Origin of the sequence: Pseudothauera rhizosphaerae, from assembly GCF_004801305.1 — a bacterium.
Taxonomy (GTDB): domain Bacteria; phylum Pseudomonadota; class Gammaproteobacteria; order Burkholderiales; family Rhodocyclaceae; genus Pseudothauera; species Pseudothauera rhizosphaerae.
In genome coordinates, this window is record NZ_SSOD01000001.1 from 146869 (window position 1) to 172651 (window position 25783).

Consider the following 25783-nt stretch of genomic DNA (forward strand, 5'->3'; position numbering starts at 1 on the left):
AAATGAAGCACTTTGCCCGCCTCGCCCTGGTCACCCTCGCCACCGCGCTCGCCGCCCCGCTCGCGGCCGCCGACGACAAGCCGCTGCGCGTCGGCGTCACCGCCGGCCCCCACGCCCAGATCCTGGAAGCCGTGAAGAAGGTCGCCGAACGGGATGGCCTCAAGCTGCAGATCGTCGAATTCTCCGACTACGTCCAGCCCAACGCAGCGCTCAACGCCGGCGAACTGGACGTGAACGTGTTCCAGCACAAACCCTTCCTGGACGCCCAGATCCGCGACCGGGGCTACAAGCTGGCGGTCATCGGCGACGCCGTGCGCCAGCAGTTCGGCATCTATTCGCGCAAGGTGAAGAAACTGGCCGACCTGCCCTCCGGTGCCCGCGTCGGCATCCCCAACGATCCCTCCAACGGCGCCCGCGGCCTGCTGCTGCTGGAAGACCAGGGCCTGATCCGCCTGAAGGCCGGCGTGGGCGCCCGCGCCACGCCGCTGGACATCGCCGAGAACCCGAAGAAGCTGCGCATCGTGGAACTGGAAGCGGCGCAACTGCCGCGCTCCCTGGAGGACCTGGACGCCGCCGCGGTCAATAGCAACTACGCCGTGCCCGCCGGGCTGGTCCCCAGCCGCGACGCGCTGGCGCTGGAACGCGCGGACAGCCCCATCCCCTTCGCCCAGATCGTCATCGCCGCCCGCGAGGCCGACAAGGGTTCGGCCACGCTCGCCCGCTTCGTGCGCCTGTACCGCTCGCCCGAGGTCAAGACCTTCGTCAACGAGCAGTTCAAGGGCGCCTACACCGCATCCTGGTAAGGAGACCGCCATGGCCCGCCTGATCTTCCCCGACGGCACCGAGGAACGGGACCGCGCCGCGGTCGCCGCCGCGGTGGCCGGACTCGGCGCGCAACTGCGCCACCTGCCGCTGCCCGGCGGCGGCGAGATCGACGCCCTGCTCGGCCACGACCAACTGGACGCGGCGGGTCAGGCCGCCCTGCTCGCCGCCATCGACGCCCACGTGGCCGGATGGCTGCCGCGGGACAGCTACACCGCCCGCGACCTGGCGGAGTTCCACGCCCACCTGCCGGGGCTGGACGAGTTGCGCCGCAAATTCGCCAGCATCCACAGCCACCCGGACGACGAAGTGCGCTACATCCTCACGGGCACCGGCTATTTCGGCTTCGTCGCAACCGACGGCAGCCAGAGCCTGCTGGAGGTCAAGGCCGGCGACTACCTCAACGTGCCGCGGGGCGCGGAGCACTGGTTCACCCTGGGCGCCGACCCGCGCCTGAAGGCGGTGCGCTACTTCGCCACCCAGCAGGAATGGGTCGCCATCCCTTCCGTGCACCGCATCGATCCGGCCCTGGTGCCGGCCTGAACCCCGCGACGTACAACGACAAGGAAACGCCCCCATGCAGCGCAGAACCGCCCTGGCCACGCTGGCCGCCGCCGCGAGCCTGGCCCTCGTCCACACCCCGGCCCTGGCCGGCGAAACGCTCAAGGTCGGCGTCACCGCCGGCCCGCACGCCCAGGTCCTGGAGGTGGTCAAGCGCGTGGCCGCGCGCGATGGGCTGGAGATCCGCATCGTCGAATTCTCCGACTACGTGCAGCCCAATGCCGCCCTGGCGGCCGGTGACCTGGACGCCAACAGCTACCAGCACCAGCCCTACCTGGACAACACCAACGCGGACCGGGGCTACGACCTGGTCTCGGTGGCCAAGACCATCATCTTCCCCATCGGCCTGTACTCGAAAAAGTACAGGAAGCTGGCCGACCTGCCCCAGGGCGCGCGCGTCGCCATCCCCAACGACCCCACCAACGGCGGCCGCTCGCTGCTGCTGCTCGAAGCCAACGGCGTCATCAAGCTCAAGGCGGGTGCCGGCCTGAAGGCTTCGCCGGTGGACATCGTGGACAACCCCAGGAAGCTGCGCATCGTCGAGCTGGACGCCGCCCAACTGCCGCGCGTGCTCGACGAGGTGGATGCCGCCACGGTCAATACCAACTACGCCATCCCGGCCGGGCTCGTGCCCACCCGCGACGCCATCGCGCTGGAAAGCCCGGATTCGCCCTACGCCAACGTGATCGCCGTGCGCGCCAGGGACAAGGACAAGCCCGCGGTGGCGAAACTGGTGCGCGCCTACCACACTCCGGAGGTGAAGGCCTTCGTCGAGCGCGAGTTCCAGAACTCCATCGTCACTGCCTGGTAAGCCATGAACGCACCCCTGCACAAACGCCCGGACAAGGACGAGCCCACCGTGTACTGGAACGTGGACCGCATCGTCACCCGCCTGCGCGCGATCCGCGGACGCTGGCGCGAAGGCCAGCAACGCGACCGCTTGTGGGGCGGACGGGAATTCCCCTCCCGCGATGCCCTGCGCGACGTCGCGCTCAAGCTCAGCGGGGCGCTCTTCCCCATGCGCCTGGGGCCGGCCGACCTGCGCCAGGAAAGCGAGGACTACTACGTGGGCCACACCCTGGACGCCGCCCTGTACGGGCTGCTCCACGAGGTGCGCCTGGAACTGCACAACACCGCGCGCCACAACGGCAACGCCGGTGACGACCCGGACGTCCAGGCCGGCCGCATCCTGCAGCACTTCGCCGACGCCCTGCCCGGCATCCGCGAACAGCTCGACACGGACGTGGAGGCCGCCTTCCGCGGCGACCCCGCGGCGCGCACCGTGGATGAAGTAGTGCTGTGCTATCCGGGCCTGCTCGCCATCATCCACCACCGCATCGCGCACACCCTGTACACCCTGGGCGCGCCACTGGTGGCGCGCATCATCGCCGAGATCGCCCATTCGGAAACCGGCATCGACATCCATCCGGGCGCGACCATCGGCAACAGCTTCTTCATCGATCACGGCACCGGCGTGGTGATCGGCGAGACCGCGGTCATCGGCGAGCGCGTGCGCATCTACCAGGCCGTGACCCTGGGCGCCAAGCGCTTCCCGGTCGGCGCCGATGGCGGGCTGGAAAAGGGGCAGCCCCGCCATCCCATCGTCGAGGACGACGTGGTGATCTACGCCGGCGCCACCATCCTCGGGCGCATCACCATCGGCCGCGGCTCGTCCATCGGCGGCAACGTCTGGCTCACCCGCAGCGTGCCGCCCGGCAGCAACGTGACCCAGGCTCACTCCCAGCACGAGGTGCCCAATCCATGAACATGCTCGGCGAACCCAGCATCGCGGCCACCCTCAACGCTGCGGCACCGCCCACGCCGGTATTCCGGCGCAGCGCGCCGCAGACGGCAACGGCGGGCGACCCGGATGCCGAAATCGCCCAGGCGGTCGGCACCAACCTGCGCCGCCTGCGCACCCAGCACCAGCTCTCCCTCGATGCCCTGTCCAGGCTGTCCGGCGTCAGCCGCGCCATGCTCGGCCAGGTGGAACTGGGCCGCAGCGTGCCGTCCATCACCGTGCTGTACAAGGTCGCCCGCGCGCTGGAAGTGCCCGTCACCAGCTTCCTCGGCGCCCAGCGCGAACCCGGCAACGTGGTGCTGCGCGCGGCCGAAACGCGGGTCGAGCTGTCCGCCCGCGGCCAGGTCAGCACCCGGGCGCTCTTCGCCGCCCACCAGCCCACGCGCACGGAATTCTTCGAACTGCGCCTCGCGCGCCTGGCCGAAGAGCGCCTGGCCGCGTGTCCGCCCGGTACGCGGGCCAACCTGGTGGTGGTGCACGGCTCCATCACGGTGGCGGTCGGCGACGAGGAGTACACGCTGGCCACCGGCGACGCCATCCAGTTTACCGCCGACGCCGCGCACCGCTTCCGCAACCTGGCGGACAGCGACGCCCTGCTCTACCTGGTGAAGACCTTCCCGCGCGCCGAAGGCTGAACGGACGCCCCTGTAGGAGCGGCCTTGGCCGCGATGCGGCAGTCGTTTTTCCCGTAGGCCGCATCGCGGCCAAGGCCGCTCCTACCGGAAATTTCAACCCAGCGCGACCGGCGCCAGCAGATAGGCGCCGGCCAGCGCCAGCACCGCCGCCAGGCAGGGCACCCGCGCGAGACCGCCGGCCGCGCACAGGCGCAGCCCGATCGCCCCGCTCCACGCTGCCGCCAGCGCCAGCACCGCGGCGCGCAGCCCATACAACTGCGCGGCGCCCAACGCCACGCCTTCACGCTGCAGGATGGCGAAGGAGTGCTCCATGGCGCCCAGCATCAGCCCCGCGCCGCCGAGGGGGATCAGCGCGTAGGCGAGCTTGCAGGCCGGAAGACCGCGCCCGCGCGCCGCGCCGAGCAACAGCAGGGCGATGCTCCCCCCCAGCGCACCGGCGGCACCCAGGATGGCGAGCAGCCCGGCCGGCACGCCGGTCACGAGACCGGACAGCCAGCCGTGCCAGACGCTGCCCTGCCAGTGCATGGCGCCGTAGAACAGGCCGATCAGCACGAACAGGATGCCGGCCGCCTCCCAGACCCGTACCTCGTCGTCGCCCAGCGTGGCAAGTTCGTGGCCCGGCGCGCGCAGGGCCAGCCGCACCGCGTCGCGGTGGCCGCTGCAGCGCCCGCACATGCTGCATTTCTCGTTGGACCTGAGCCGGCGCACGTCCAGCAGCAGCGGGCAGTCCACCGCGCCGGGCAGCGGACGCGGGGCGGCGTCCCAGGCTTGCCGGTCCACCTTGAAATGCAGCACCGCGCAGCGCGCCAGCATGGAGAAGATGCTCGCCGTGGGGCACAGGTAGCGGCACCACACCCGCTTGCCGCGCCCGTACAGCAGGCCGGTGAGCAGGGCCGCCAGCGATACCGTGCCCAGCACCAGCAGCGTGCCCCCGTGGCTGTGGCGCGCGCCGCTCAGATGTTCGTACAGCACGATCAGCGCGAACAGCACCAGCGGCAGCGCCGCGCGGCGCATCCAGGGCGGAATCTTCAGCCCCCGGCCGTGCCGGCTGGCGAACTCGGTCACCGCCCCGTCCGGGCACAGCACCCCGCACCAGAACTGGCCGAACAGCATCATGCCGAGGATCACCGCCGGCCACCAGAAGCCCCAGAACAGCGCCTCGGCCCACCCGGCGATGCGCGCGAAGAGCGCCCCGTGGGCCGGCGCGAGGGGCCGCAGCAGCGGCGCCAGGAGCAGGAACAGGTAGAGGGCGACGAAGCCCCACTGCACCGCGCGCACGATGTCCTGGCGGCGGCGCAGGGCGTCGCCGGCGGCCTGCAACAGGCCCTGCACGCGAGACGCAGCGGCGGCGTCCATCCCCCTCACGCGCCCTGCAGCAGGGTGAGGGCGTGGGCGGCCACCTTGCGCACGTCCACGTCGGCATCGTCCAGCGCCACGCGCAGGGCCGGCGCCGCGTCCGCACAGCCGATGCGTCCCAGCGCGGCAGCCGCTTCCTTGCGCAGGTTGCCGATGGGGTGGCCCAGCGCCTCGACGAGCGCGGGCAGCGCGGCGGGCGCCTTCAGTTCGCCCAACGCGGCGGCGGCCTTCAGGCGCACCTGCCAGAAGGAGTCACTTGCGAGGGCGGCGATCAGGCCGTCGGCCGCGCGCGCGCTGCCCAGCTTGCGCAGGGTCTCGGCGGCCTCCTCGCGCACCTGCCAGTCCTCGTCGGCGAGGGCGGCGAGCAGCGCCGGCAACACGTCCGCCCCGCCGGCCTCGCCGGCATAGCCCAGCGCACCAGCGGCCGCGCGCCGCACCACGGCGGCCGGGTCGCGCAGGGCCTCGGCCAGCACCGGCAAAGCGGTGGGATCGCGCAGCCAGGCCAGCACGCCCACCGCCTGCCGGCGGGTATCCGGGGCCGGATCGGCCAGGGCTTCCAGCGCCAGCGGCAGCGCCGCGGGCAGGCGCAGCTTGCGCAGGGCGGCGAGGATGGCCCCACGCGCCGGCGAACGGGCCGTGGCGAAGGCGGCGGCGAGGGCGGCGCCGGCGGACGGGTCACGGATTTCCCCCAATGACGCCGCAGCCGCCTCGCGCACCTCGGCATCGGCGTCGTCCAGCCCGGCGAGCAGCGCCGCCACGCCGTCGGGTGCAGCCGTGCCTTCCAGCGCACGCAGCGCCTCCAGGCGCACTCCCGGGTCGGTATCGCGGCTGGCGCGGACGAACACTGCCACGTCGCCCTCGTCCGCCAGTTCGGCGGCCTGCAGCAGGCCGATGCGGCGCACTTCGGCGTCCTCGTGGGCCAGCAGCGCCACCAGCCCGCCGAGCTGCGGATGATCTTCGAATCGCCTCATGCCCGCCTCAACGCAGCAGGTAGGGGATTTCGACGTGGATGGCCTTGGTCGGGCAGTCGTGCTCGCAGGGCAGGCAGTACCAGCATTCGTCGTACACCATCTTCACTTTGCCGTCCTGGGGGTCGAGGGCGAGGATGTCGGTGGGACAGACGTCGATGCACACCCGGCAGCCCTTGCCGGCGATGCACTTGTCGTGATCGACGATCACCGAGACGACGCTTTGATTCACGATGACGGACATGCGGAATTCTCGCTCAAACGGTTGCGGGTTGCTCGAAGCGCAGGCGGTCGTAGGCGTCGCGCTCGGCTGCATCGATGGGGTAGAGGTAGGGCGGGACCTCGCGCTTGAAGCATTCGGGCCGCCCGTCGGCGCCCTTCCTCACCTGCACGAAGGCGAACCAGTCGGCGTCGTTGCGCCCCTCGTATTCGACGCGATAGTGGTACAGACCCCAGCGGCTCTCGGTGCGGTACAGGGAGGCCGCGGCGGCCAGTTCGGCGCAGTCGAGGATGGCGTACACCTCCATGGCGCGCATCAGCTCGTGGGGATTGTTCGCCTTCAGGCGGCCAAGGTCGGCGCGGATCTCGGCGAAGCGCTGCAGGCCGATCTCCATCTTGCGCGTCACCTTGGGCGGCTGCAGGTAGTCGTTGACCATGCGCCTCAGCTTGTACTCCACCTGGGTGGGCGCGAGGCCGTCCTCGCGCAGCAGGGGTGCGAACACCCGCTCCCGCTCGCGCTCGACCTGGGCCGCGTCGAAGGCGGCAAAGTCCCTGCCGGCGATGAAATCCACCGCGTCCTCGCCGGCGATCTGGCCGTACACCATGGCGCCCAGCATGTAGTTGTGGGCCACGTTGCACAGGTCGCCCGCGGCGTACAGGCCCGGCACCGTGGTGCGCGCGTGCTCGTCCACCCACACCCCGGAAGCGCTGTGGCCGCCGCACAGGCCGATCTCGGAGATGTGCATCTCCACCAGGTCGCTGCGGTAGTCCGTGCCGCGCCCCTCGTGGAAGCGCCCGCGCGTGGGGCGCTCGGTGACGTGGAGGACGTTCTCGATGCGGGTCACCGTCTCGTCGGCGAGGTGGTCGAGCTTGAGGAACACCGGGCCGTTGCCGCCTTCCAGCTCACGCCAGAATTCCAGCATCATCTGCCCGCTCCAGTAGTCGCTCTTGATGAAGCGCTCGCCCTTCGCATTGACCGTGTAGCCGCCGAACGGGCCGGTGACGTAGGCGCAGGCCGGGCCGTTGTAGTCCTTGATCAGCGGGTTGATCTGGAAACACTCCAGGCCGGAGAGCTCCGCGCCGGCGTGGTAGGCCATGCTGTAGCCGTCGCCGGCGTTGGTGGGGTTCTCGTAGGTGCCGAAGAGATAACCGGAACTGGGCAGCCCCAGCCGCCCGGCGGCGCCGGTACATAACACCACGGCCCTGGCGCGGATGACGGCGAATTCGCCGCTGCGCGAATCCAGCGCCATCGCACCGGCCGCTCGCCCCCCCTCGCCCACCAGCAGGCGCGTGGTGACCAGCCGGTTGGAGACCTGCACGCCGTGCTTGCGCAACTGGCGGAAGATCACCTTCTTGACGTCGTAGCCCTCCGGCATGGGCAGCACGTAGGCGCCCAGGTGGTGCACCTTCTTGACCGCGTAGTCGCCGGTTTCATCCTTCTCGAACTTCACGCCCCACTCGTCCAGCTCGCGGATCATGGCGTAGCTGCGCACCGCGTAGGCGTTGATGGCGGCCTGGTTCACGATGCCGTCGTTGGCGATGGTGATTTCCTTGACGTACTGCTCCGGCGTGGCGTAGCCGGGGACGATGGCGTTGTTGACGCTGTCCATGCCCTCGGCGATGGCGCCGGCACGCTTGACGTTGGCCTTGTCCAGCAGCAGCACCTTGAGCTGCGGGTTCTTCGCCTTGGCCTTGATGGCCGCGATGGGGCCGGCGGTGCCGCCGCCGATCACGAGGATGTCGGCGTCGATGTGGCGTGTTTCCATGTTTCTGTGGTTCCGGTGGGGATGTTATGGATCCGACAACCCAAGTCCGTTCGGGCTGAGCCTGTCGAAGGGCGAACGGGGTGGCAGTTTCACACCGCGAAGCTCACGGATGCCGCCCCGCCATCGCCGATGGGCGACAGGCGTTCCAGCACCCGCTCGCCGCGGTCGTGGTGGAGCAGGTCCATGCAGTGGCGCTTGAGGCGGTTGAAGTCTTCGGTGGTGGTCAGCAGGGCATCCCGCGGGCGCGGGAAATCGACCGCCAGGTCTTCGATGATGCGCCCCGGGCGCGCGCTCATGACCAGGATGCGGTCGGCGAGGAAGAGCGCCTCGTCGATGTCGTGGGTGACGAACAGCACCGTGGTGCGCACCCGGGTCCACACGTCGAGCAGCAGTTCCTGCATCAGCAGCCGGGTCTGGGCGTCGAGCGCGCCGAAGGGCTCGTCCATCAGCAGCACGCGGGGGCGGTTGATCAGCGAGCGGGCGATCTCCACGCGCTGCTGCATGCCGCCGGACAACTGCGCCGGGTAGTGGCGCTCGAAGCCTTCCAGCCCCATCAGGTGCAGCAGTTCGCGCGCCTTCGTCTCCCGCTCGGCGCGCGCCAGCCCCTTCATCTTGAGGCCGAAGGCAACGTTGTCCAGCACCCGCTTCCACGGGAACAGGGTGTGGTGCTGGAACACCAGCCCGCGCTCCGGGTGCGGCCCGGAAATCGGCGCGCCGTCGAGCAGCAGTTCGCCGCGGCTGGGGGCGAGATGCCCCGCCAGCGCGCCCAGCACCGTGGACTTGCCGCAGCCCGAGGGCCCCAGCAGGCAGACGAACTGCCCGCCCGGCACGGTGATGTTCACGTCGCTGACGGCCTGGAAGCGCGCCGCGCCGCGGCCGAAGTGGATGTCGAGACGGCGGATGTCGATGTGGCCCTGCACCGCTTCGTTCGCGCTCATGACTGCTTCTCCCGCAGCCGGTACCACGGCATGGCCAGCGTGCCCAGGCGGCGCAGCGCAGCGCTGCTGGCCATGCCGAACAGGCCGATGAACACCATGCCGACGACGATGTCGGCGTAGTTCTGCAGGGTGTAGGACTCCCAGGTGTAGTAGCCGATGCCGAACTGCCCGGCGATCATCTCCGCGGTGACCAGGCAGAACCAGGAGGTGCCCATGCCGATGGTCAGGCCGGTGACGATGCTGGGCGCGGCGCCCGGCAGGATCACCTCCCGCAGCGTGGCGAGGCGCCCGGCCCCCAGGCTGCGGGCGGCGGCCACCAGACGGCCGTCCACCGCGTGCACGCCGTGGATGGTGTTGAGCAGCACCGGGAACAGCGCGCCGATGAAGGTGATGAAGATCATCGACAGCTCCGAGGACGGGAACATCAATATCGCCAGCGGAATCCACGACACCGCGGGGATCGGCCGCAGCGCCTCGAGGGGCGGCAGCACCGCGTCCTCCGCCGCGCGGGAGCGGCCGATGATGAGGCCCAGGGCCACGCCGGCCACGGCCGCAGCGAGAAAGCCGGAGAACACCCGCAGCAGGCTGCTGTTCACGTGGTTGAAGAACTTGGGCGAATTGACCAGTTTCCAGATCGCCGGACCGACCTCGCTGGGCGGCGGCACGTGGGCGAAGGTCACCAAGCCGAGGTCCAGCCGCTTGGCTGCGGCCAGCTCCCACAGCGCCACGCAGGCGAGCAGGGAGCCCAGCCGCAGCAGCCAGCGCAGCGCGCCACCCACCCAGGCCGGCGGCGCCTTGGCGCCACCGGCGGGCAGGGACAGCGGGACGGCCGGGGCGATGGCGAGTTTCGCGCTGCCCATCCCCCGCCTCACTTGCTGGCGACGGCCAGCGCGGCGTTGCGGGCGTCGGCGTAGCCGTTCACCTGCCCGCCATGGGCCTGCGCCCAGGCATCGGCATCCGCCTTGAGCAGGAAGGCGGCGATCCCGCCCTGGCCGTCGCGCACGTACCACGCCTGGTTGGCGAAGAGCTTGAGCCCGGTGTTGCGGTCATGCACGAACACCACGCGCGCTTCCTTGCCGGCCGCTTCCGCCTTCTTCAGCGCGGCGAAGGCTGCCTGCGGGGAGGCGTAGTGCTGCGCGGTGGCCTCGCCCTTCAGCCACAGGTGGGCGGCGTTCCTGAAGTCGGTGATGGGGGCGCCGCTGGAAGCATCCTTGGCCCGCAGCGGGAGCTTGTCATAGACCTTGAGGCGGGCGTCGTAGTCCAGGCCGGAGAGCCGGTAGGCTTCGCGGATGTAGCGCTCGTTGACCAGTTCCTGCGGCTTCAGGTCGGTGACCGGGCGGTCGAGCAGGCGCAGCGTCTTGATGGCGGTGCCGATGGCCGTGTAGAACTCCGGCTTCCACGTGTAGTCGCGGGTCTGCAGGCCGACCGGGCCGTGGAACAGGTAGTTCACCTCGGCGTCGATGCCGGTCACCTTGGCGATCAGCTCGCTGTACTTCTCCGGCTCGGCCACGAACAGGCGCTCGGCTTCCAGCACCGCGCGCAGGTAGGCGACCACGACTTCCGGGTACTTCTCCGCGTAGGCGGCGCTCGCCAGGGCGCCGTGGAAGGTGGGCGCATTGGTCTGGGAGCCGTCGAAGATCTTGCGCGCGAAGCCGCGGAAGGGGAACAGGTCCGGGAAGGGCACGAAGTTGGCGTGGGCATCCACCTTGCCGCTCTGCAGCGCGGAGCCGCCGACTTCGGGCGATTGGGAGATCAGGTTCACATCCCGCGCCGGGTCCCAGCCCTGGGCGTCGATGGCGCGCAGCAGCACGCCGTGGGCGGTGGAGCCGAAGGGTACGGAGATGGTCTTGCCCTTCAGTTCGGCGAAGGACTGCACCGGCGAGTCGGCCGGCACCACCACGCCGTTGCCGCTGCCGATCACGCTGCCGGAGATCGGCGCGATGAAGTAGCTGCGCTTGCCGGCCTTCTGGAAGGCGGTCACGTTGAGGGTGCCGGGGAATTCCGCCATCACACCCAGGTCCAGCTTGTCGGCCACCATCTCGTTGGTCAGCGGCGGGCCGGAGGTGAAGTTCTTCCACTGGATGTCGTACTGGGCGTCCTTGTACTTGCCGTCGCGCGGCAGGTACTTCTCCAGCAGGCCCAGTTCGCGCACCAGCAGGCCGGCGGTGGCGCAGTTGATGGTGGTGTCCTGGGTGCCGATGGCGACGCGGATGGTCTCCGCGGAGGCCGAGAGCGCGGTCAGCGACAGCGTCGCGCCGGCGAGCAGCAAGCGAATCTTCATGGAAATCCCCTGAATGCGATGGTTCGTCGTCGAGTTGGGTGAGGCCTACCGACACCGCGCGGCGGTGCCGGTCGGACAGCGGCGGGGACAGGATTCGGTCTCGCACATGATCAGGCTCCGTTGCGCTGGCGGTCGGTGCGCAGGCGGTACTGGAAGGCATCGCCGCGGAAGTAGAGGTATTCGAAGTCGATCGGCCTGCCCGCGGCGTCGTGGGTCAGGCGCTCGATGCGCAGCACCGGCGCGCCTTCCTCGATGCGCAGGGCTTCGGTCAGCTCGTCGTCGGCGAGCACCGCGTCGATGGCCAGGTCGGCGTGACCGAGGGGCGTCTCGCAGTCGTTCTCCAGGATCAGGAAGACGTCGCGCGTCACCAGGTCGGCATGTTCCAGGCGGCGCGCCAGGGGCGATGGAATCCAGGTCAGTTCGAGGGATACCGGCTCCCGGTTGAGCAGGCGCACGCGACGGATCGCCGCCACCTCGTCGCCTTCGGCGATGTCCAGGCGTGCTGCCACGCGCGCATCGGCCGGCACGAAGGAGAAATCCAGCACCCGGTTGATGATTTCGTAGCCCATGGACGACATCGCCTCCGCGAAGCCCTGCAGGGAAGTGACGTTCTGGAAGGCCTTGGGGCGCGAGACGAAGGTGCCCTTGCCGTGGATGCGGAAGATCAGCCCTTCCTTTTGCAGATCGCCGAGGGCCTGGCGCACGGTGATGCGGCTCACGCCGAAGCTCGCGCACAGCTCGTGCTCGGACGGCATGCGGCTGTGGGGAGGATAGGTGCCGTCGAGGATGCGCCCGCGCAGCAGGTCCTTGAGCTGGGTGTACAGGGGCGTCGGCGCACCGGAGACGAGCTGGAGTTTCGATTTGCTTTGCACTTTCTGGCATAACTTGTAATGACAAGATGCCGCGAGTGTAGGCAGGCCGGTTTTCCGGCCGAACCAAGAAGTTCTGCGAAGCTAATTCCGTACGGAGAAATACCGGGCAATGAGGCAACCGAATACCGTTCGCCCTGAGCCTGTCGAAGGGCGATGGTTGCGAACGGACTTCGACGGGCTCAGCCCGAACGGTATTCGGTTGCCGGGTCGATAGAATGGTAATAAGGTAATATCGTATGTGCAGTTCCATTACCCGCCGACCCCACCCATCCCCGGGCGGAGATTCATCGCCTGCCGTACGGAGCACGCCATGAATACGAATTTCGCCGATTACCCGGTCGTCGCGCTTCACCTCGGTGCCGCCCTCGCCGCCGGGGCGGTGATCGGGCTGGAACGCAGCTTCCACGCCCGTCCCGCGGGATTCCGCACCCACACGCTGGTGTGCCTGGCATCGAGCCTGCTGATGCTGGTGACGCTGTTCCAGTGGCAGTGGCTGCCGGGAGTGCCGCTGGACACGGTGCGCACGGACCCGACGCGGATGGCGCAGGGGATCATGACCGGCATCGGCTTCCTCGGCGCCGGCGTGATCTTCAAGGAGGGGCTCTCCGTGCGCGGGCTGACCACGGCGGCGTCGATCTGGATGACCGCGGCCATCGGCATCCTGTTCGGCGTGGGTTTCCTGTTCCCCGCCCTGCTCGCCACCGTGATGACGCTGGGCATCCTCTCGGCGTTCCGCTGGATCGAGGCGCGCATGCCGTCCCAGGCCTACGCCCACTGCATGCTCCGCTTCGCCCGCGACGACGTGATGTCCGAGCCGGAGCTGCGGGAACTGCTGACCCGCCACGGCTTCACGCTGCACAACCTGAGCTACCGCCTGGACGACGACGGCACGGCCTTCGAGTACCGCATGGTGATCCGCTCGTCGAAGGGCGCCGGTTCCACCGCCCTGTCGGAGTATCTGCTCGGCCTGGAGCGGGTACGCTCCTTCCGCATCTCGCCCACGGGGGACTGAGGGCGCGGCCTGCGGGCCGTGGGAGCGGGCTTGCCCGCGATGGCAGCGTCATTTGCGCCCGGAACCGCCCCATCGCGGCCAAGGCCGCTCCTACAGGCTCGCTGCTGGAAGTGAAACGAACGGCGCGCGGGATCGCTCCCGCGCGCCGTTCATGGACCGCTGCCCCGAAGCCTCAGCTACGCAGCGGATTGCGGCTGCCGGCAAGCCGGTACAGGGCCGCCACCAGCGCATCCACATCCGCGCAGGTGTTGTAGAACGCCAGCGACGGACGCACCGTGGCCTCCAGGCCGAAGCGGCGCAGGATGGGCTGGGCGCAGTGGTGGCCGGCCCGCACCGCGATGCCTTCCTTGTTCAGCAAGGCGCCCACGTCCTCGGTCTTGTAGCCGTCCAGGGTGAAGGACAGCACGCTGGCCTTGTCGGCCGCCGTGCCCACCAGGTGCAGGCCGGGCACGTCGCGGATCAGGCGGGTGGCATAGGCCAGCAACTCGTGCTCGTAGCGGGCGATGTTGTCCATCCCCAGCGCGGTCACGTAGTCGATGGCCGCGCCCAGCCCCACCGCGTCGGCGATGTTGCCGGTACCCGCTTCGAAGCGGCCCGGTGCGTCGTGGTACTCGGTGTGCTCGAAGGTGACGTCGCGGATCATGTTGCCGCCGCCCTGCCAGGGCGGGGTGGCGTTGAGCAGCGCCTCCTTGCCGTATACCACGCCGATGCCGGTGGGGGCGAACACCTTGTGGCCGGAGAACACGAAGAAGTCCGCGTCCAGCGCCTGCACGTCCACCGCCATGTGGGACACCGACTGGGCCCCGTCCACCAGCACCGTGGCGCCGGCCGCGTGGGCCAGCTCCACCATGCGCCTGGCCGGCGTGATGGTGCCGAGCGCGTTGGAGACCTGGGTGAAGGCCACCAGCTTCGTCTTCGGCCCCAGCAGCCTGGCGTACTCGTCGAGCAGGATCTGGCCCGTGTCGTCCACCGGCGCCACGCGCAGCTTCGCCCCCTTCTCCGCCGCCAGTTGCTGCCACGGCACGATGTTGGCGTGGTGCTCCAACTGGGTGAGGACGATCTCGTCACCCTCGCCCACGTTGGCCCGGCCCCAGCTCTGCGCCACCAGGTTGATGGCCTCGGTGGCGCCGCGCACGAACACGATCTCGTTGGCCGAGCGCGCGTTGAGGAAGCCCCTCACCTTCTCCCGCGCCTCCTCGTAGGCATCGGTGGCGCGCGCCGCCAGTTCGTGCGCGGCGCGGTGGATGTTGGAGTTCTCGTGGCGGTAGAAGTGGGCGAGACGGTCGATCACCGCCTGGGGCTTCTGCGTGGTGGCGGCGTTGTCCAGCCACACCAGCGGACGGCCGTTGACGCGCTCGCCGAGGATGGGGAAGTCGCGCCGGATCAGGTTCACGTCGAAGGGCGGACGCGCGCCGGCCAGCTCCGGCACCGCAGCGGGCGAGAACACCTGCCCCGGCACCCGGATGCCGGGATTGCCGTATTGCGCGGTTTCCAGGAAGTAGTAGGCCGGCCTGGCCGCCGATTGCGGCGTGAGGGCGCCGAAACCCGGCGACAGCACCGGGGCGAGCAGGCTGCGCAGTTCGGCTTCGCCGGGCGCGCCGCCGAGGGACGGAGGCGAAGCGGGCTGGTGGGCATCGAGCTGCGACGGGGCATCCACCGCACGCCGCCCTTCCAGGCCGATGGCGTCGGGGACGGCCGGCAGGGGGCCGGGCGCGTCGGGCGTCAGCGCGTCGGCGCCCGGCACGGCCGGCTGCGGCACCTGGGCGAAGCGTTCCGGCGCCGGCACCTGCCCGGCCGCGCCCCCCGGCAGCGCGGCGAAGAACTCGTTCGCCAGGCGGGCCAGGGTGTCCACGTCCGGCAGGCCGAAGCCCGCGGAATCAAGCGTAGGTATGGTCGTAGACATGGTACTTGCCCACTTCGACGTCATCGAGGACCGCCAGCGCGTCGTCGGTCAGCACCGCCAGCGAGCAGTACAGGGAGACCAGATAAGAGGCGATGGCGCGGTCGTTGATGCCCATGAAGCGCACCGACAGGCCGATGCTCTGCTCGCCCGGCAGGTTGGGCTGGTACAGGCCGACCACGCCCTGGCGGGACTCGCCGGTGCGGATCAGCAGGATGCGGCTCTTGCCGTCCTCGATGCCTACCTTGTCCGAGGGGATCAGCGGCACGCCGCGCCAGGTGATGAACTGGGAGCCGAACAGCGAAGCCGTCGGGGGCGGCACGCCGCGGCGGGTACATTCGCGGCCGAAGGCGGCGATGGTGCGCGGATGGGCGAGGAAGAAGCCGGGCTCCTTCCACACCTTGGTCAGCAGCTCGTCCAGGTCGTCCGGCGTGGGCGCCCCGGTGCGGGCGCTCACGCGCTGGTTGGGATGCACGTTGTTCAGCAGGCCGTATTCCTTGTTGTTGATCAGCTCGCTTTCCTGACGCTCCTTGATGGTCTCGATGGTCAGGCGCAGCTGCTCGGCGATCTGGTTGTGCGGGCTGCTGTAGAGGTCGGACACGCGGGTGTGCACGTCGAGCACGGTGTTGACCGCGGAGAGCATGTATTCGCGCGGGTTCTCCACGTAGTCCACGAAGGTCTGCGGCAGTTCGCGCTCGTCGCGGGCGGAGCAGTCCACTTCCACCGCGGTGGCGTCCTTGACCTTGTTGACGCGGTAGATGCCGGCCTCCACCGGCAGCCAGTGCAGCAGATGGGTGAGCCAGCGCGGGGTGATGCTGGACATCTGCGGTACGGTCTTGGTCGCATTCGCAAGTTGGCGGGCGGCGACGTCGCCCAGCGCGGTGTGGTGGATCAGCGGTCCTTGGGCCATGATGTTGCTCCGTTACGGTCACGATGTTCGGCCCCCCGACACGGGTCGTGCGGGGGATCAAATGCGAATTTCAGGATATGCCTAAGAATTTTTAGTGTAAAGCTTATCTCATTGTTTTATAAGCATTTTCATCCGCGATACCGGACAAATTTCCGGTATCGCGGACTCGCCTTCGCGGCGCTCGTCCGCACCTCCGCAATCGCGGAATCTCCCCCTGCGGCGAAAAGAGCCGGCGGCCCCCGCGGCCGCCGGACGAACACGTGCACGGGCACGTGGGGAGGAAGAGGCCCGTCAGGGCATGCCCGCGCTCGCCGCGAGGTTCGCGGCAACCGCAGGCACGCCCCAGTATTCCCCTGACGGCGGCCGCGCCTGAACCAATGATTTCGGATAAGCAATGCCGCGACGGCGCAATGCCCGGAGGGCTCCGCGGCGGGCACCCGCCTTCCAATTCGGCCTACGGAATATGGAATGCGCGATTGCTTCGTTTGCCGCGCCGCGCGTGCGCGCAAGAATCCGGTGCACGCCCCCGGGAGCAATCCTCATGTGCCAGTTGCTCGGCATGAACGCCAACAAACCCGCCTCGCTGCACTTCTCGCTGGCCGGCTTCATGTGCCGCGGCGGGCGTACCGGCGAGCACAGCGACGGCTGGGGTGCGGCCTACTTCGAGGGGCACGCCTGCCACCTGCTGGTGGAAAGCCGGCCTTCCGCCAATTCGCCGCTGGCGCGCTGGCTGCACGAGCAGCCGCTGCGCTCGCGCAACATCATCGCCCACGTGCGCAAGGCCACCCGCGGCGCGGTGGCGCTGGAAAACTGCCACCCCTTCGTGCGCGAGCTGTGGGGCCGCCAGTGGGCCTTCGCCCACAATGGCCACCTCAAGGACTTCGACCTGCCCCTGCGCGGGCGCTTCACTCCGGTGGGGAGCACCGACAGCGAGCACGCCTTCTGCTACCTGCTCGAAGCGCTCTTCCGCCGCTTCGGCCACACGCCCCCGCCCACGCCGGCACTGTTCGAAGCCCTGGCCGGACTGGCGTGCGAAATCTCCGGCTTCGGCAGTTTCAACTTCCTGCTCTCGAACGGCGACGGGCTGTTCGCCCATTGCTCGACCCAGCTCCACACCCTGCAGCGCCGCTACCCCTTCGCCCGCGCGCGGCGGATCGACGACGGCGTGACCATAGACCTGGGCCGCCACAATCACCTGGACGACCGCATGGTCCTGGCGGCGACCGCCCCCCTGACCGAGGACGAGGACTGGACCGCGCTGCGCCCCGGCGAACTGAAATACTTCCGCGGTGGCCAGGACCTGCCGGACGGCGTGCCCGTCGCGGCGCCGCTGCTGCTCGCGGTGTGAACCGGCTGCAAATCACGCAGAGATATAACAAGCGCTCTTTTTATTGCTGGAAGACAGGTTTTGTCCGCTCCTAGAATCGGCCGCACTCTCAACGCAGGAGCACCAGCCCAATGCAAGCCTCGACCCCCTCGCGCAAGCTCGGCCGCCTGTTCGGCGCCCTCGGCCTCAGCCTCACGCTGGCCGCCGGCACCCTGGGCGCCGCCACGCCGGCCCACGCCGAAGGCAAGATCCGCATCGCGGAGCAGTTCGGCATCGTCTACCTGCTGCTCAACGTCGCCCGCGACCAGAAGCTGATCGAGAAGCACGGCAAGGCCGCCGGGCTGGACATCGCCGTGGAATGGACGCGGCTTTCCGGCGGCGCGGCGGTCAACGACGCCCTGCTGTCGGGCAACATCGACATCGCCGGGGCCGGCATCGGCCCCCTGCTGACCATCTGGGACCGCACCCACGGCAAGCAGAACGTGCGCGGCGTGGCCTCGCTGGGCGAGTTCCCGTACTACCTGGTGACCAACAACCCCAACGTCAAGAGCATCTCCGACTTCTCGGAGAAGGACCGCATCGCCGTGCCCGCCGTCGGCGTGTCGGTGCAGTCACGCTTCCTGCAGTACGCCGCCGCCAAACAGTGGGGCAAGGACCAGTACAACCGCCTGGACAAGTTCACCGTCGCCGTCCCCCACCCGGACGCCACCGCGGCGATCATCTCCGGCGGCACCGAACTCACCGGCCACTTCTCCAACCCGCCCTTCCAGTACCAGGAACTGGAGAACCCCAACATACGCGTGGTGCTCAAGTCCTACGACGTGCTGGGACCCAACTCGCCCACGGTGCTGTATTCCACCGAGAAATTCCGTCAGGAAAACCCCAAGACCTACGCCGCCTTCCAGGCCGCGCTGAAGGAAGCCGCCGAATTCGCCGCCGCCAACAAGCCGGCCGCCGCCGACGCCTACATCCGCGTCACCGGCGCCAAGATCGACCGCGACTTCCTGCTGCGCATCCTGGAAAACCCGGAGATCCGCTTCAACACCGCGCCGCGCAACACCTACGTGCTGGGCGAATTCCTCCACGAAGTGGGCGCCATCAAGAACAAGCCGGCCTCGTGGAAGGACTACTTCTTCGACGACCCGCTCACCGCCGCCGGCAGTTGAGCGGTGTCCGCCCCGCTCCTGCGCACCAGCACCGCCCTTCATGCGGTACCCGCCGCCGCGCCCCAGGCCGCGCTGCGCAGCGTTCCCGCCAGCGCGGCGGCGGTGACGACCGCCCCGCTGCTGCAGGTGGATGGCGTCAGCCTGGAATACCGCACCGCCCGGAGCGTGGTGCGCGCCACCCACCGGGTCGGCTTCGACGTGCTGCCCGGCGACCGCTTCGTGCTGCTGGGCCCGTCCGGATGTGGCAAATCCACACTGCTGAAAGCGGTAGCCGGTTTCCTCACCCCGCGCGACGGCGAAATCCGCCTGGAAGGCAAGCCGGTGCATGGCCCCGGCCCGGACCGCATCGTCGTGTTCCAGGAATTCGACCAGCTTCCGCCGTGGAAGACGGTCAAGCAGAACGTGATGTTCCCGCTGCTGGCCTCGCGCACGCTGGGCCGGCGCGAAGCCGCCGAGCGCGCCCTGCACTACCTGGACAAGGTCGGGCTGGCGGCCTTTGCCGACGCCTACCCGCACACCCTGTCCGGCGGCATGAAGCAGCGCGTGGCCATCGCCCGCGCGCTCGCCATGCAGCCCAAGATCCTGCTGATGGACGAGCCCTTCGCCGCGCTGGACGCCCTGACCCGGCGCCGCATGCAGGAAGAACTGCTGGCCCTGTGGGAGGAGGTGCGCTTCACGCTGCTCTTCGTCACCCATTCCATCGAGGAGGCGGTGGTGATCGGCAACCGCGTGCTGCTGCTCTCGCCCCACCCGGGGCGGGTGCGGGCGGAGCTCGACACCGCCGGCTTCGGCCTCGCCGGGCTGGGCAGCAGCCGCTTCCAGGCCACGGTGCAACGCATCCACCACCTGCTGTTTCCCGATTCGCCCCCACCCGGCCAGGGCGGAGAAGGTGCAGAGGGGCGGACGCTCTCACCCACCGACCTGCGCTTCGCCATCTGATCAGCCCATGACCACACCCGCAAGCGCCGCCCAGCGGCCGGAATACGAACTGCCCCTCGAACCCCTGGACGACCTGCCCGCCGAGCGCCCGCTGACCCTGCGCGAGCGCCTGTGGCAGCAGGGCTGGCTGCGCACCGCGCTGGTGCTGGCCGTGCTGGCGCTGCTGTGGGAACTCGCCGCGCGCTGGCAGGACAACGACCTGCTGCTGCCCGGCTTCCTGCAGACCGCCGCCGCCTTCGTGGACAGCCTCGCCAGCGGCGAGCTGCCCGACCGCGCCGGGCGTTCGCTGCTGGTGCTGCTCAAGGGCTACCTGACCGGCATCGTCGCGGCCTTCGTGCTGACCACGCTGGCGGTCTCCACCCAGCTCGGGCGCGACCTGCTGTCCACGCTCACCGCCATGTTCAACCCGCTGCCGGCCATCGCCCTGCTGCCGCTGGCGCTGCTGTGGTTCGGCCTGGGCGAAGGCAGCCTGATCTTCGTGCTGGTGCACTCGGTGCTGTGGGCACTGGCGGTGAACACCTACGCGGGCTTCCTCGGCGTATCGGAGACGCTGCGCATGGGCGGGCGCAACTACGGCCTCACCGGCCTGCGCTACGTGCTGCAGATCCTGGTGCCGGCCGCCCTGCCCTCCATCCTGGCCGGGCTGCGCATCGGCTGGGCCTTCGCCTGGCGCACGCTGATCGCCGCCGAGCTGGTGTTCGGCGCCTCGTCGGGACAGGGCGGGCTGGGCTGGTACATCTTCCAGAATCGCAACGAGCTGTACACCGACCGGGTGTTCGCCGGCCTGGTGGCGGTGATCATCATCGGCCTGGTGGTGGAGAACCTGGTGTTCAACAGCCTGGAACGCCTCACCGTGCGGCGCTGGGGCATGCAGCGGCAGGGATGAGCGCAGCGTTCGCGGGCCTCGGGCCTTTTGTCGGGGTGCTCGGCGGTATGGGGCCGCTCGCCACCGTGGACCTGCTGGCCAAGATCATCGAGGAAACCCCGGCCACGTTCGACCAGGACCACGTACCAGTGGTCGCCCACAACGTCGCGCAGATCCCTGACCGCCAGCGCTTCGTCGCCGGCACCGGCCCTTCGCCGCTGCCCGCCATGCTGGCCGGCATCGCCCGCCTCGACGCCATCGGCGCGGGCTGCATCGCCATCCCCTGCAACACCGCCCACATCTGGTTCGACGAACTGGCCGCCGGCAGCCGCGCGCCGCTGATCCACATCGCCGACGCCGCCGCGGAAGACCTGCACGACGGTGCACCGGTGACCCGCGTCGGCCTGCTCGCCACCCAGGGCACGCTGCGGGCGGCTTTCTACCAGAACCGCTTCGCCGCGCGAGGCATTCTTGCGCTGACCAACAGCGACGAGGAATTCGACACCCTGTTCACCCCCGGTTGCTACGCGGTGAAGGCCGGCGACCTCCCCCGCGCCGCCCGCCTGCTGGGCGAAGCCGCGGCGCACCTGGCCGAGCGCGGCGCCGAACGCCTGGTGCTGGCCTGCACCGAGGTCCCACCCGCGCTGGCCCGCCTCGATGCCACCACCCTGCCGCCGCAGGTGGACGCCACCCGGGCGCTCGCGCGTGCCTGCGTGCGCTGGTGGCAGGAACACCACCATCCCGCCTGAATCCCGATATTTCCGGAGCCCCCATGCACCTCGCCCGCTTCCCCCGCGTCCGCCTCGTCCACGCCCCCACCCCGCTGGAGCCTCTGCCGCGCCTGACCGAACTGCTCGGCGGCCCGCGCCTGTACATCAAGCGCGACGACTGCACGGGGCTCGCCACCGGCGGCAACAAGACCCGCAAGCTGGAATTCCTCCTCGGCGACGCGCTGGCGCGCGGCGCCACCCACGTGGTGACCCACGGCGCCACCCAGTCCAACCACGTGCGCCAGACCGCCGCTGCGGCCGCCCGCCTGGGGCTGAAGTGCACCGCGCTGCTGGAAGCCCGCATCGCCGACGGCAGCGTGGAATACCGCAACAGCGGCAACGTCTTCCTGGACCGCCTGTTCGACGCCACGCTGGAAGCCCGCCCCGCCGGGCTGGACATGAACGCCGAGGTCGAAACCCACGCCGCCCGCCTGCACGACCGGGGCGAGGCCGCCTACGCCATCCCCGGCGGCGGCTCCAACCCCGTCGGCGCGCTGGGCTACGTCGCCTGCGCCCAGGAAATCCTGCAGCAGGCGGACGCCGCCGGCATCGTCGTGCACCACGTGGTGCACGCCACCGGCAGCACCGGCACCCAGGCCGGGCTGGTGGCCGGCTTCCAGGGCCACAGCAGCGGCGTGCCGGTGCTGGGCATCAGCGTGCGCGCCGAACGCAGCGTGCAGGAGGACAAGGTCTGGCAGCTCGCCGGCCGCACACTGGAACTGCTCGGCGTCGCCACCCCCCTGGCGCGCGAGGCCGTGCGGGCCAACAGCGACTACGTCGGCCCCGGCTACGGCCGCCCCACCCCGGAGATGGTGGACGCGGTGAAGCTGCTCGCCCGCACCGAAGGCATCCTGCTCGACCCGGTGTACTCCGGCAAGGGCTTCGCCGGCCTGCTCGACCTGATCCGCAAAGGCCGTTTCGGCAAGGACGAGAACGTGGTCTTCGTGCACACCGGCGGCGCCGTGGGCCTGTTCGGCTATCGCGACACCTTTGATGCGCTGCACGCCTCCTAGCCGCCGGAAAGCTGCAAAGCTCAGCCGAATTTCTTGGTTCGCCGGCCGCCGCCCGCGCACGACAATCGCTCTCCGTCCAAGCTAGCGGAGACGCCTCCCATGCACGCCGAGACCGACCGCATCGTCGACTGGCTGGTCAGCGGCCTGGAGCCCCAGGCCTCGGTGTTCCACGTGGGCCAGTACTGCGGCAGTGACTGGCGCGCCTCCACCGCCGGGCGGGCACGGGCGAGCTTCCATCTGGTGCTGCGCGGCCACTGCTGGCTGCACCGCCCCGGCGCCGAACCGCTGCAGCTCGGTCCGCGCGAAGCGGTGTTCCTGCTGCGGGACCTGCCCCACTCCCTAACCGCCGAGCGCGACCCCGGCCCCGCCTGCGGCCCGCGCCCCATGCTGCCCGCGCGGCCGGCCATGGACGGTGGCACTACGCTGGCCTGCGGCTTTTTCGATTTCCGCGAACTGCCGGGCGACATGCTCGTCGCCTCCTTCCCGGACTGCCTGCTGCTGCGCGCCGGCAACCCCGCCCTGGCCGCGGTGGCGCCGCTCTTCGACCTGCTGCTGGCCGAGGCCGAGCGCGACGCCGCCGCCTCGCCCCTCATGGAACGCCTCACCGAACTGCTGTTCTTCTACCTGGTGCGCGAACTCGCCCACCACCGGGACGTGGAAGCCGGCCTGTGGGCGGTGTGGCGCAAGCCCCAGTTCGCCCCGCTGGTGGAACGCCTGCTGCGCGAGCCGGGGCGGGACTGGTCGGTGGAAGACATGGCGCGCATCGCCAACATGTCGCGGGCGAGCTTCTTCAAACACTTTGTGGACGCCTGCGGCCAGCCCCCGGCGCAGTTCCTGCTGGGCCTGCGCATGCGCATCGCCGCCCGCCGCCTGCGCAGCGGCGACAGCGTGCTGCGCGCGGCCGAGCACGTGGGCTACCAGTCCCAGGCCGCCTTCACCCGCGCGTTCAAGAAGGTCATCGGCGAGCAGCCCGGCGCCTACCAGCGCGCGCGGCGCGACCTGCATTGACGCCGTCGGCACCAGCAGCGCCGCACGCGCAAGGCTGGACGATCGGACAAAACAACGCGACGCCGCGGCATAGAGGGCCATACCCCAGCCGCGGACAATGGCCCCGTCTCCCATCACGTTCCACGACCATGTCCCGCCTGCCCCTACAAACCGCCGCCAGCGCGCCCGAAGCCAGCCGTGCGCTGGTGGAGCGCGTGATCGCCAACAACGGCTTCCTCCCCAACCTGGTGGCCGCCCTCGCCAATGCGCCCGTGGCGCTGGAAACCTATCTCACCGTCGGCGAGATCAACGGCCGCGCCAGCCTGACCCTGGCCGAGCGCGAGGTGGTGCAGATCACCGCGGCCGGCATTCACGGCTGCGAATTCTGCGTCAGCGGCCACACGGCACTGGCGGTGAAGAAGGCCGGCCTCGCGCCGGCCGCCGCACAGGCATTGCAACAACGGGGGCGCACCGGCGACACCCGCCTGGACGCGGTGGCGGACTTCACCCGCGCGCTCATCGTTGCCCGCGGCAACGTGGGCGACGGCGAACTGGAAGCCTTCTACGGCGCCGGCTTCGACGCCCAACAGGCGCTGGAAGTGGTGCTGGGGGTCAGCCTCGCCACCCTGTGCAACTTCGCCAACAACCTGGCACGCAACGACATCAACGCCGAATTGCAGCCCTTCCGCCCCGGAGTCTTCCAGCCATGAGCGCCCCTGCCGCCACCCTCGCCCCGGCCCAGGGCACCGAGCTCGCCTGGTTCGCCGAACACGCCGAGGCCCTGAACAACGGCGCGGCCCACGCGGAGGAACTGCTGCCGCAACTGGGCCGCCGCGGCCTGTTGCGCATCGGCGTGCCCACGGCCCTGGGCGGTGCTGGGGGCACGACCTCCGACGCGCTGGAAGCCATCGCCGCGGTGGCCGAGCGTTCCCTGACGGCGGCCTTCGTGTTTTGGGGCCAGCGCACTTTCATCGAATACCTGCTCGCCAGCCCCAACGCGGCCCTGCGCGAACGCTGGCTGCCCGCGCTGCTGGCGGGCGAGTTCGCCGGCGCCACCGGGCTGTCGAACGCCATGAAGTACCTCTCCGGCATCGAGTCGCTGCAACTCGCGGCCACCGCCCACGGCGACCGCCTGCGGGTGAGCGGGCGCCTGCCCTGGGTGACCAACCTGCGCCGCGCCGGCTTCCTGGCCGCCGCCGCGGTGGCGCGGGAGGACGGCGGCGCGGCCATCGTCGCGATCGCCGACACCCTGCCCGGCGTGCGGCGCAGCGAGGACCTGAACCTGGTGGCCCTGCGCGGCAGCAACACCGCCGCGATCGACGTGGACGCGGTGGACCTGGGCCCGGAATGGCTGATCCATCCGGACGCACGCAACTTCTGCCCGGCCGTGCGCCCGGCCTTCCTGTCGCTGCAACTGGGCATGTCCATCGGTCTGGCGCGGGTGGCGCTGCGCACCGCCCGCGAACTGGCCGGGGCGGCCCACGGCGTCGTGCTGCCGCGGGTGGAAGAGGTCTCCACCGAACTGGAGGCCCTGGTGGGCACCCTCCATGCCGGCCTCGCCGCAGGCCGCTTCCTGGCGGATGCGCCGGCGCTGTTCCGCCTCCGCATCCGCCTCGCCGAGCTGGTGCAGACCGCCCTGGGCCTGGAACTGGACGCCACCGGCGGGCGCGCCTACCTGCTCGACCAGAACCGCGACTTCGCCCGGCGCTGGACCGAAGGCGCCTTCGTGCCGGTGATCACCCCCAGCCTGACCCAGTTGCAGGGCGAACTGGCGCGCCACGCCGCGCAAGGGCAGGGATGAACGCGCCGGCCGAGCACCTGCTCGCCGCCCGCGGGCTCGCGTTCCATTACGGCGCGCAACCCGTGTTCGCCGGTGTGGCCCTGGCGATTCGGCGGCGCGAAATCGTCGCCCTGCTGGGGAGCAGCGGCTGCGGCAAATCCACGCTGCTGCGCGCGCTCGCCGGGCTGGAATCGCCCGCGGCCGGGCAGGTGAGTTTTCTCGACCAGGCCCTCGCCAGCCCCCACCCGCGCAGCGCACTGATCTTCCAGCAAGCCAGCCTGCTGCCCTGGCTCACGGTGGAGGCCAACGCCGCCTTCGGGCTGGACTTCCGCCACCAACCGGCCATCGCCGCCGCGACCCGGCGCGAGCGGGTGCGCGAGGCGCTGGCCGCGGTGGGCCTGGCCGGGCGCGAGAGCGCCTGGCCGGCGGAACTCTCCGGCGGCCAGGCCCAGCGCGTGGCCCTGGCCCGGGCGCTGGCGCGCGAACCCGAGCTGCTGTTCGCCGACGAGCCCTTCTCGGCGCTGGACGCCATCACCCGCGCCGAGATGCAGAACCTGCTGGTGGAGGTGGTGCACCGCTGGCACGCCGCGGTGCTGCTGGTGACCCACGACATCGACGAGGCCATCCTGGTGGCCGACCGCATCCTGCTGATGGGCGGCCGGCCCGGCACGCTCCTCGCCGAATGGACGGTGGACATCCCGCGCCCGCGCGAGGATCACCCCGGCGCGGTGACCGCGCTGCGCCTGGACATCCTCTCCGCGCTGCGCGACACCTTCGTTCAACCAACAGCCGACGTCGCCTGATGCGCCCGCCGTGCGGAAACCGCTCATTTCCACCCTGGACACTCCCCTCTCCCCTCGCGGGAGAGGGGCTGGGGGAGAGGGGGTGCGGCGGC

At 70.2% G+C, this 25783-nt stretch carries 26 protein-coding genes; 16 read left to right on the forward strand and 10 right to left on the reverse strand.

From position 1 onward, the window contains the following. The first annotated feature begins 2 nt into the window (after nt 1-2). From E6O51_RS00760 to E6O51_RS00780, 5 genes are read left to right on the forward strand one after another with little or no spacing between them, the layout of a single operon-like run. The gene (locus E6O51_RS00760) at nt 3-803 is read left to right on the forward strand and encodes a MetQ/NlpA family ABC transporter substrate-binding protein (protein ID WP_136383058.1); all 801 of its coding nucleotides are present in this window, start codon (nt 3-5) and stop codon (nt 801-803) included. Nucleotides 804-813: 10 nt separating this feature from the next. Further along, nucleotides 814-1365, forward strand: a complete 552-nt coding sequence (locus tag E6O51_RS00765; RefSeq protein ID WP_136383059.1) for a cupin domain-containing protein — start codon at nt 814-816, stop codon at nt 1363-1365. 34 nt (nt 1366-1399) lie between these two features. Next, nucleotides 1400-2194 carry a MetQ/NlpA family ABC transporter substrate-binding protein gene (locus E6O51_RS00770; protein WP_136383060.1) on the forward strand — a complete coding sequence of 265 codons (795 nt, stop codon included), beginning with the start codon at nt 1400-1402 and terminating at the stop codon, nt 2192-2194. A gap of 3 nt (nt 2195-2197) precedes the next feature. Beyond that, a complete protein-coding gene (epsC, locus tag E6O51_RS00775; RefSeq protein WP_136383061.1) occupies nt 2198-3148 on the forward strand; it encodes a serine O-acetyltransferase EpsC in 951 nt (316 codons plus the stop codon). Beyond that, nucleotides 3145-3819, forward strand: coding sequence for a helix-turn-helix domain-containing protein (locus tag E6O51_RS00780; RefSeq protein WP_211091286.1), 675 nt, complete (start codon nt 3145-3147; stop codon nt 3817-3819). Before epsC ends, E6O51_RS00780 begins: the two co-directional genes overlap by 4 nt. A 93-nt stretch (nt 3820-3912) precedes the next feature. Here the strand turns inward: E6O51_RS00780 and E6O51_RS00785 are convergent, their stop codons facing one another. The 8 genes from E6O51_RS00785 to E6O51_RS00820 all read right to left on the reverse strand — a co-directional run bounded on the left by E6O51_RS00785 (nt 3913) and on the right by E6O51_RS00820 (nt 12219). Further along, nucleotides 3913-5175 carry a 4Fe-4S binding protein gene (locus E6O51_RS00785; RefSeq protein WP_211091287.1) on the reverse strand — a complete coding sequence of 421 codons (1263 nt, stop codon included), beginning with the start codon at nt 5173-5175 and terminating at the stop codon, nt 3913-3915. 5 nt (nt 5176-5180) lie between these two features. Next, complete coding sequence (locus E6O51_RS00790; RefSeq protein ID WP_136383062.1) at nt 5181-6146, reverse strand: HEAT repeat domain-containing protein; 966 nt, start codon at nt 6144-6146, stop codon at nt 5181-5183. Nucleotides 6147-6153: 7 nt separating this feature from the next. Further along, nucleotides 6154-6387, reverse strand: a complete 234-nt coding sequence (locus tag E6O51_RS00795) for a 4Fe-4S dicluster domain-containing protein (protein WP_136383063.1) — start codon at nt 6385-6387, stop codon at nt 6154-6156. A 13-nt stretch (nt 6388-6400) separates the two neighbouring features. Beyond that, nucleotides 6401-8128: a fumarate reductase/succinate dehydrogenase flavoprotein subunit gene (locus E6O51_RS00800; protein ID WP_136383064.1), complete on the reverse strand. Its 1728-nt coding sequence runs from the start codon at nt 8126-8128 to the stop codon at nt 6401-6403. A gap of 89 nt (nt 8129-8217) precedes the next feature. Further along, nucleotides 8218-9066 (reverse strand): ABC transporter ATP-binding protein, encoded by an 849-nt coding sequence (locus tag E6O51_RS00805; RefSeq protein WP_136383065.1) that lies wholly within the window; start codon nt 9064-9066, stop codon nt 8218-8220. Further along, nucleotides 9063-9926: an ABC transporter permease gene (locus tag E6O51_RS00810; RefSeq protein ID WP_136383066.1), complete on the reverse strand. Its 864-nt coding sequence runs from the start codon at nt 9924-9926 to the stop codon at nt 9063-9065. Before E6O51_RS00810 ends, E6O51_RS00805 begins: the two co-directional genes overlap by 4 nt. Before the next feature lie 8 nt (nt 9927-9934). Then, nucleotides 9935-11347 (reverse strand): ABC transporter substrate-binding protein, encoded by a 1413-nt coding sequence (locus E6O51_RS00815; protein ID WP_136383067.1) that lies wholly within the window; start codon nt 11345-11347, stop codon nt 9935-9937. Between the two features lie 110 nt (nt 11348-11457). After that, complete coding sequence (locus E6O51_RS00820; protein ID WP_136383068.1) at nt 11458-12219, reverse strand: GntR family transcriptional regulator; 762 nt, start codon at nt 12217-12219, stop codon at nt 11458-11460. 310 nt (nt 12220-12529) lie between these two features. On the opposite strand from E6O51_RS00820, the gene E6O51_RS00825 reads away from it, so the two are divergent. Beyond that, nucleotides 12530-13231, forward strand: coding sequence for an MgtC/SapB family protein (locus E6O51_RS00825; RefSeq protein ID WP_136383069.1), 702 nt, complete (start codon nt 12530-12532; stop codon nt 13229-13231). A 172-nt stretch (nt 13232-13403) separates the two neighbouring features. On the opposite strand, the gene E6O51_RS00830 is transcribed toward E6O51_RS00825, so the two are convergent. Further along, on the reverse strand, nt 13404-15134 hold the full coding sequence (locus E6O51_RS00830; RefSeq protein ID WP_211091288.1) for a family 2A encapsulin nanocompartment cargo protein cysteine desulfurase: 1731 nt from the start codon (nt 15132-15134) through the stop codon (nt 13404-13406). Beyond that, nucleotides 15109-16041 (reverse strand): family 2A encapsulin nanocompartment shell protein, encoded by a 933-nt coding sequence (locus E6O51_RS00835; RefSeq protein WP_136383071.1) that lies wholly within the window; start codon nt 16039-16041, stop codon nt 15109-15111. Before E6O51_RS00835 ends, E6O51_RS00830 begins: the two co-directional genes overlap by 26 nt. Before the next feature lie 541 nt (nt 16042-16582). Here E6O51_RS00835 and E6O51_RS00840 point away from each other — a divergent pair. The 10 genes from E6O51_RS00840 (at nt 16583) to E6O51_RS00885 (ending at nt 25691) form a co-directional block, all read left to right on the forward strand. Beyond that, entirely contained in the window at nt 16583-17389 is an 807-nt protein-coding gene (locus tag E6O51_RS00840; RefSeq protein WP_136383072.1) for a class II glutamine amidotransferase, read from the forward strand. Between the two features lie 110 nt (nt 17390-17499). Then, entirely contained in the window at nt 17500-18534 is a 1035-nt protein-coding gene (locus tag E6O51_RS00845) for an ABC transporter substrate-binding protein (protein WP_136383073.1), read from the forward strand. A 3-nt stretch (nt 18535-18537) separates the two neighbouring features. Then, the gene (locus tag E6O51_RS00850) at nt 18538-19473 is read left to right on the forward strand and encodes an ABC transporter ATP-binding protein (RefSeq protein ID WP_211091289.1); all 936 of its coding nucleotides are present in this window, start codon (nt 18538-18540) and stop codon (nt 19471-19473) included. 7 nt (nt 19474-19480) lie between these two features. Then, on the forward strand, nt 19481-20359 hold the full coding sequence (locus E6O51_RS00855) for an ABC transporter permease (RefSeq protein ID WP_136383074.1): 879 nt from the start codon (nt 19481-19483) through the stop codon (nt 20357-20359). Next, nucleotides 20356-21087, forward strand: coding sequence for a cysteate racemase (cuyB, locus tag E6O51_RS00860; RefSeq protein WP_136383075.1), 732 nt, complete (start codon nt 20356-20358; stop codon nt 21085-21087). The genes E6O51_RS00855 and cuyB overlap by 4 nt, the downstream gene beginning before the upstream one ends. A 23-nt stretch (nt 21088-21110) precedes the next feature. After that, nucleotides 21111-22121 (forward strand): D-cysteate sulfo-lyase, encoded by a 1011-nt coding sequence (gene cuyA / locus E6O51_RS00865; RefSeq protein WP_136383076.1) that lies wholly within the window; start codon nt 21111-21113, stop codon nt 22119-22121. A 99-nt stretch (nt 22122-22220) separates the two neighbouring features. Next, nucleotides 22221-23129, forward strand: coding sequence for an AraC family transcriptional regulator (locus E6O51_RS00870; RefSeq protein ID WP_136383077.1), 909 nt, complete (start codon nt 22221-22223; stop codon nt 23127-23129). Between the two features lie 128 nt (nt 23130-23257). Beyond that, entirely contained in the window at nt 23258-23818 is a 561-nt protein-coding gene (locus tag E6O51_RS00875) for a carboxymuconolactone decarboxylase family protein (protein ID WP_136383078.1), read from the forward strand. Next, complete coding sequence (locus E6O51_RS00880; protein WP_136383079.1) at nt 23815-24909, forward strand: acyl-CoA dehydrogenase family protein; 1095 nt, start codon at nt 23815-23817, stop codon at nt 24907-24909. Before E6O51_RS00875 ends, E6O51_RS00880 begins: the two co-directional genes overlap by 4 nt. Continuing rightward, on the forward strand, nt 24906-25691 hold the full coding sequence (locus tag E6O51_RS00885) for an ABC transporter ATP-binding protein (RefSeq protein ID WP_136383080.1): 786 nt from the start codon (nt 24906-24908) through the stop codon (nt 25689-25691). Before E6O51_RS00880 ends, E6O51_RS00885 begins: the two co-directional genes overlap by 4 nt. Nucleotides 25692-25783: the final 92 nt, after the last annotated feature.

Excerpts from the sequence above, each read along its gene's own strand:
- E6O51_RS00800 (WP_136383064.1), bottom strand. The coding sequence starts at position 8,128 with ATGGAAACACGCCACATCGACGCCGACATCCTCGTGATCGGCGGCGGC.
- E6O51_RS00805 (WP_136383065.1), bottom strand. The coding sequence starts at position 9,066 with ATGAGCGCGAACGAAGCGGTGCAGGGCCACATCGACATCCGCCGTCTC.
- cuyB (WP_136383075.1), top strand. The coding sequence starts at position 20,356 with ATGAGCGCAGCGTTCGCGGGCCTCGGGCCTTTTGTCGGGGTGCTCGGC.
- E6O51_RS00785 (WP_211091287.1), bottom strand. The coding sequence starts at position 5,175 with ATGGACGCCGCCGCTGCGTCTCGCGTGCAGGGCCTGTTGCAGGCCGCC.
- E6O51_RS00770 (WP_136383060.1), top strand. The coding sequence starts at position 1,400 with ATGCAGCGCAGAACCGCCCTGGCCACGCTGGCCGCCGCCGCGAGCCTG.
- cuyA (WP_136383076.1), top strand. The coding sequence starts at position 21,111 with ATGCACCTCGCCCGCTTCCCCCGCGTCCGCCTCGTCCACGCCCCCACC.
- E6O51_RS00790 (WP_136383062.1), bottom strand. The coding sequence starts at position 6,146 with ATGAGGCGATTCGAAGATCATCCGCAGCTCGGCGGGCTGGTGGCGCTG.
- epsC (WP_136383061.1), top strand. The coding sequence starts at position 2,198 with ATGAACGCACCCCTGCACAAACGCCCGGACAAGGACGAGCCCACCGTG.
- E6O51_RS00885 (WP_136383080.1), top strand. The coding sequence starts at position 24,906 with ATGAACGCGCCGGCCGAGCACCTGCTCGCCGCCCGCGGGCTCGCGTTC.
- E6O51_RS00855 (WP_136383074.1), top strand. The coding sequence starts at position 19,481 with ATGACCACACCCGCAAGCGCCGCCCAGCGGCCGGAATACGAACTGCCC.
- E6O51_RS00760 (WP_136383058.1), top strand. The coding sequence starts at position 3 with ATGAAGCACTTTGCCCGCCTCGCCCTGGTCACCCTCGCCACCGCGCTC.
- E6O51_RS00825 (WP_136383069.1), top strand. The coding sequence starts at position 12,530 with ATGAATACGAATTTCGCCGATTACCCGGTCGTCGCGCTTCACCTCGGT.
- E6O51_RS00840 (WP_136383072.1), top strand. The coding sequence starts at position 16,583 with ATGTGCCAGTTGCTCGGCATGAACGCCAACAAACCCGCCTCGCTGCAC.
- E6O51_RS00875 (WP_136383078.1), top strand. The coding sequence starts at position 23,258 with ATGTCCCGCCTGCCCCTACAAACCGCCGCCAGCGCGCCCGAAGCCAGC.
- E6O51_RS00815 (WP_136383067.1), bottom strand. The coding sequence starts at position 11,347 with ATGAAGATTCGCTTGCTGCTCGCCGGCGCGACGCTGTCGCTGACCGCG.
- E6O51_RS00765 (WP_136383059.1), top strand. The coding sequence starts at position 814 with ATGGCCCGCCTGATCTTCCCCGACGGCACCGAGGAACGGGACCGCGCC.
- E6O51_RS00845 (WP_136383073.1), top strand. The coding sequence starts at position 17,500 with ATGCAAGCCTCGACCCCCTCGCGCAAGCTCGGCCGCCTGTTCGGCGCC.
- E6O51_RS00880 (WP_136383079.1), top strand. The coding sequence starts at position 23,815 with ATGAGCGCCCCTGCCGCCACCCTCGCCCCGGCCCAGGGCACCGAGCTC.
- E6O51_RS00835 (WP_136383071.1), bottom strand. The coding sequence starts at position 16,041 with ATGGCCCAAGGACCGCTGATCCACCACACCGCGCTGGGCGACGTCGCC.
- E6O51_RS00870 (WP_136383077.1), top strand. The coding sequence starts at position 22,221 with ATGCACGCCGAGACCGACCGCATCGTCGACTGGCTGGTCAGCGGCCTG.
- E6O51_RS00780 (WP_211091286.1), top strand. The coding sequence starts at position 3,145 with ATGAACATGCTCGGCGAACCCAGCATCGCGGCCACCCTCAACGCTGCG.
- E6O51_RS00830 (WP_211091288.1), bottom strand. The coding sequence starts at position 15,134 with ATGTCTACGACCATACCTACGCTTGATTCCGCGGGCTTCGGCCTGCCG.
- E6O51_RS00810 (WP_136383066.1), bottom strand. The coding sequence starts at position 9,926 with ATGGGCAGCGCGAAACTCGCCATCGCCCCGGCCGTCCCGCTGTCCCTG.
- E6O51_RS00795 (WP_136383063.1), bottom strand. The coding sequence starts at position 6,387 with ATGTCCGTCATCGTGAATCAAAGCGTCGTCTCGGTGATCGTCGATCAC.